This window comes from Microvirga arvi, assembly GCF_016892765.1.
GTDB lineage: Bacteria > Pseudomonadota > Alphaproteobacteria > Rhizobiales > Beijerinckiaceae > Microvirga > Microvirga arvi.
Window position 1 is genome coordinate 1 of the sequence record NZ_JAFEMD010000132.1, and the last position, 4,969, is coordinate 4,969.

General features: G+C 56.8%; 5 protein-coding genes. 2 read left to right on the forward strand and 3 right to left on the reverse strand.

Annotation, left to right across the window (positions count from 1 at the left end):
• Positions 1-1,156: 1,156 nt before the first annotated feature.
• The gene (locus ILT44_RS29805) at positions 1,157-1,333 is read right to left on the reverse strand and encodes a hypothetical protein (protein WP_204243227.1); all 177 of its coding nucleotides are present in this window, start codon (positions 1,331-1,333) and stop codon (positions 1,157-1,159) included.
• A gap of 843 nt (positions 1,334-2,176) precedes the next feature.
• Here ILT44_RS29805 and ILT44_RS29810 point away from each other — a divergent pair.
• Complete coding sequence (locus tag ILT44_RS29810) at positions 2,177-2,425, forward strand: hypothetical protein (protein ID WP_204243228.1); 249 nt, start codon at positions 2,177-2,179, stop codon at positions 2,423-2,425.
• Positions 2,426-2,440: 15 nt separating this feature from the next.
• Complete coding sequence (locus ILT44_RS29815; protein ID WP_204243229.1) at positions 2,441-2,707, forward strand: DUF6894 family protein; 267 nt, start codon at positions 2,441-2,443, stop codon at positions 2,705-2,707.
• Between the two features lie 1,167 nt (positions 2,708-3,874).
• On the opposite strand, the gene ILT44_RS29820 is transcribed toward ILT44_RS29815, so the two are convergent.
• Together ILT44_RS29820 and ILT44_RS29825 are read right to left on the reverse strand one after the other, a co-directional pair.
• Positions 3,875-4,297: a hypothetical protein gene (locus tag ILT44_RS29820; RefSeq protein ID WP_204243230.1), complete on the reverse strand. Its 423-nt coding sequence runs from the start codon at positions 4,295-4,297 to the stop codon at positions 3,875-3,877.
• Between the two features lie 370 nt (positions 4,298-4,667).
• On the reverse strand, positions 4,668-4,969 hold a 302-nt coding region (locus ILT44_RS29825), incomplete at its 5' end, for an NUDIX hydrolase (RefSeq protein ID WP_204243231.1).

A 4,969-nucleotide genomic window follows, 5' to 3' on the forward strand; every position in this document is an offset into this window, starting at 1 on the left:
CCTCCTCGTTTGCCATGTTGAATCACATCTCCGGTGCTTTGAAACTGCGACGAGTCATCCTCGTTGGGACTTGGTATAAGCGCATGTGCCATCCTGCAAACTCGACAACGTGATTTTCTATTGCGACAGGCAGAACAGGGCTAATCCAAGGCGGTTCATGAGCGGTTTCATGTTCCCGCCAAGTAGAAGCCCTTTGGGTGCTTATAATCCTCCGAAATTGACTGTGCCTCCCTCACCGACAACTAGGACAGGTCGTTTACCCCTGAAACAGGTTGGGGGAGATCCGCGAGTGAGTGGCTGGGCGTTTCCCGTCACACCGTAGGCAGTCGAGATGCCGATACAGCGCTCTGGTGTGTCCAAGCACACATCGTTCCTACAGGATAGGCGAATAGAACGGGTGAGATAGTTCACAAGCTGTTCTACATCTGAGCTGCCACTTTCGGGTCAAGGACATAGTGGTTGCTGCTTGGTGTAGATTCCGCATGCTTATGTTCAGGGTCTGCAGCCGCTTCATCGGCCGCGCCGCTGGGATGGCTGAACTGACCTAGAACCTCAGCCGGTGCTCTTGAAACACTCATATAAACTTCGTGAAGGAATAGACCGGAAGCTGCCTGCGTTTGCTGACCATGCACCGCTAACCCAAATGGAGGGGACGCTTATGAATACCATCCGCCATTCCGAAGCCGTACGGGGTATTTCTTCGGATCCTAGGCACCTCACCAACACGGGCCCGTCGTTTCAGTGTGCGGCGCTCCTCTTTGTTGCCTCCCTCAGTTCCTTTATTGGAGCAGCCCTGCTGCTGGCGAGTATCTAACCAAGATGCCGCTCCTCTCGCATGATGTGTTGAGGCACACGGAAACATTTCCGACCTAGCGGGTAATTTGTCATCACTTGAACGCCTGTTTGCGTTGCGCCTCATAGGAGGATGCTCGTGCAGTACGATATGAATTCACTAAAAGCCGCAACCGGATTGCCCGGTGCCAATCCGTCAGCACGTGCTCTCGAATGGATGGGCTTGCTCCCTGCACTCGGCGTCTGCGCCTGGGTTATTCTTAATTTCGGTTGAGAACACCGCTATGAGGCTAATGTCAGCTTTCGAGTGTCGCTATGGTCGTCGCTCGCTCATCTGCCTGCATTCAGCGGCTCGGTCGCGCCATTATCCGCCATTGTCTTTGCTGCGTGCTCCAGCCTCCACGGCACAGACCAGAACGAAGAGGCTGAGAACGGCTGCTAGTTGAGCGAGGAGTTCAACCGGAGCCGGGATGCTGCCATGGAACGGGCCACAGGCAATGGCGGAGAGTATCAGGACTGGAAGAGCGGCCCAGACTAACATCTGCCACCTCTATGAATCGAGCGCCATCCGAGCAGGGCTGCCGAGCCGCAGATCCGCTATCGCCTGACGCATACAGTGCCGGCTACGCTGCGGGAGATTACTCAGGACGCTTTGCGAGAGCTGTTACTGCCCGAGAGCGGGCCGTCCTCAGGCTTGCTGGCAAGGTCCGGTCGGCTGTGAAGGATAGCCATGGCACGGGCAACAGTGTCATCAACGCGCTTGGCAAAACCAGTGATGGGCTGTTTGAGCATAGTGTGTCCCTCTATGAAGGATGGGAACGCATACGCTACGCAACCAAGCCGTAACGCGGCTTAGGCGTGGAGGTTCCAAGCGTAGGACACACTCCGTTACCACTACGCTCGTGTGAGAAACGGGCCCAATCCAGAGGAGAGGGCCCGTGGTGACATGCAGTCACTTGCTAGTCGCGTTTATCCGGGTCAGCCCGGCTGTTTGATAAAAATTGCAGAGCGGAAAGATACCTCCAGCACTCGAACGGACGGCTGGAGGCTGGCTTCGGCCCAGGCGGTGTCTGTATGATGGCCTCCATCCATTCAGGGCCAGGGTGGGCGCTCGGTCCAGGAAGTTCATGATTGGCTGCCGTCAGGAACCCACAACGACAGTTTTATGCCAATCCGCTTGCGGGTGACGGGCGTTCATAAGCGAGACATCAACCCGTCACACAGCTCCAAGCCCGCCGCGGGATGTTGGTTGCAGCGTGGCCGGAAAGAAAAAGCCGGCTCGCGCCAATTGAACTATGGCTCAGCTGAAACCATCTCACGGCCTCGTGAGTTTCGGCCAACATATGTTATTCGGGTTTCTACAGGCAGAGCAGTGGGGAGAGCCATGCTGCCAAAGGATGCTCATACACCCCTCAAGGTTGGGAACTACCAGCTGAATAGCCTGACCTCTCAGCAACAACAGGCCAGCCTCATCCTCGGCCATTCACTTCGTAGCCGATACGAAGACATGCTGAACGCACCCATCCCAGAAAATCTGCAAGCTCTTGTGGCACAGTTGGAGCCTAGAACGCGCGTTGAAGCTGACTTTCACGACGAACTGCCCCTGGAGCAGCAATCCCAGCCTTCATCATGAGAGGAGAGGTGGCTTATGCCTCGATACTACTTCAACCTCTATCAGGGCTCCCGACTCGTTTCCGAAGATGATGCTGGCTATGACTGCCCCAGTGATGAAGCGGCTCGCCAATTCGCCCGACTGAACAACGGGTTTGTTGCACTCGACCCAATTCTGTCCAGTCCATCGGGCAAGTATCACTTTGTGGTTCTGAACGAGGACAGACAGAACATCTTCACCATGTCCATATCGCAGGGTGTCTCCTCTGCAGCGATTTCATCGGGTGTCTCGCTTCTGTCCTGATGTTGGGCAGGAGACCTTAAGTGCCAATGGTAGCTCGCGAGGTCACCTATGCCGTGCGAGGATTTGGTTGGGCAGTGTTTTATGGATGAGCGGGCGCCGCTCGCGGTTCCTGAGTTGAACCGTGAGCGAACCCTGAAGTACTTGGAGTGCTGCTACCAACAGGGGCTCTCGTGGGAGGATGCCAAGCAGCAGATCCACGCCTTTCTTCAGCAAAGAGGCGTTCCCCACCAGGGGATTGTGCGGCAGCTGCAGCTTGCCAAGCCGCTGCTTCAGCCTTGGTTGGACTGACTCCGAACGAACTTCAAAGCCGTTTCATCAACCGCGCCGCTGCCATCTCGAAGTCTGGTCGACGGACATCTGTTGAGAAGCAGGCACATCGCCTTCCATCAGCAGGATAGAAAGAGGAACTCTCTGGCGGCCTCAGCCGTTCATGCAACGGAGGCGCCCACCTACCGCCTTCATGCCAAAACTTCAGAGCCCCTGCTGGTCAATAGACAGTTCTCAGGGGCTTATTTATTGTTTTGTACTGCTTCAGACTACAAAGTCTACGGCTTATGGCTGCGCTTATTCAGACAAAATCCTTTTCGCTTAAGTGTAATACTTTAGGGTTATGTCATTTTTAGGTAGGAACACGTTCCACTTTTGAGCGTCTTCAGTTCATGACGGCTGCCGTAGTGCAGTCACCCTCTAAATGTAGATTAGTGTAGGTGAACCATGAAGCGTTCTTATGCTCTCGCCTTGTCAGGCGTAGCTCTGTTCTTAGCCTCTTCTGCTTCCACTTCGGCACAAGTCATTCGAACAGGCCAGCAATGCGTACCCGCAGTTGCCAATCCTTCCATGTATCACAACTGCCGCCTTCAAATTGTTCAGGGCACTGAGGTTTGCCGGTGTGCTATTGCCCCGCAGGCCCTGCGCGAGCGGATGGACCGGCTGGATCGCCAGTCCGACCGCAATGAACTGAGCACCGGCTCCATCAGCGGTCGTGGCCCGAGCAATATCGGACAAACCCCAGGATCCGTCGGCAATGGTGGCACCCCTGGCAGGACTGGCACTGGCGGCACTGCCGCTGGCGGTAGTGGTATTAGCACGGGCGGCCCGACTGGCACTGCCGGACCCGGCGTTGGTAGTAGCCCAGTTGCCAGCGGCCCAGTGACTAACAATCCCGGCTCAGGCGGCCCGGTCGCGGGGGGTCCAGTGGCGGGTGGTCCTGGCACAGGTGGTCCGGTGGCAGGCAATCCGAGCACTGGGGGGCCGGTCGCGGGCAACCCGAGCACGGGTGGTCCCGTAGTGGATGGCCCGAGCACTGGCGGACCTGGTGCAGGCAACCCTGGCAAAGATGGTCGCGGCAATCCAGGCAACGGCAAGGATGTCGGCAATGCAGGTGAACGCCCGAACGACAAGGATGGTTGGGGAGGCGAAACCAAGGGGCGCTCTGATGGCGATAAAGGCCGCAGTGATGCCGATGATAAAGGCGGCAGCAAGGGGGGCGGTAACGGCGGCAAGGGCAGCAACGCTGGCGGTAACGGGCATGGAGGCAGTGGGATCAACGGTGGCGACAAGGGCAACAACGGCTTCGGAAACGGAGGCCACGATGGCAGCCCGAACGGCAAGGATGATAAGGACCGCTAAGCCTGTAATCTAAAGAACTGGCTTCACCCCCGGATGCGACCGCGTCCGGGGGTGATACGCTTTCAGTGCTGCTGTCTAGAACATTGGCTGTTGTGTAGCGGCCCGCAAACTATAGCCGCTTTATCAGTCGCGCCGCTGCCATAACGAGTTGCGCATCGAGCATCTCCTCAGCGGCATCAACGCGAGCCGCCCACCGCTCGTAAATCTCCCAGCGCATCCCCTTAGGTTTCGGAGGTAGATCTCACTCATAGGAGGCAGCATCTCCGAGCAAAGAGTGATTGAAGAGATACTGCTTCCCGTACAGAGAACCGGGGTCCCATGGGTCCAGCTATCATCCCCGCTTGAGACGCTGGGTTAGGTCCAGCGGTAATTCTCCTAACTGCAGTTTGGCATACAAAGCCAGAATGCTTGCGACACTGCCCGAGTCTTGGATGTCTCCATTCAAAGCAAGTCGAACAGCCTGAGTGAAGCGCACACGTTCGACTTGAAGAACCTCCTGCTCGTCCGAGCGAGCTTTGGTCGAAGTCAGGTTCCAGGCCAGGAATGTGGTGTCTCGTGCGGATACCGACGCAATCCGTCCATGTGTACCGACTTGAAGTCGTCCCCGGTTCCGATTTGATCCCGTCCACCGTT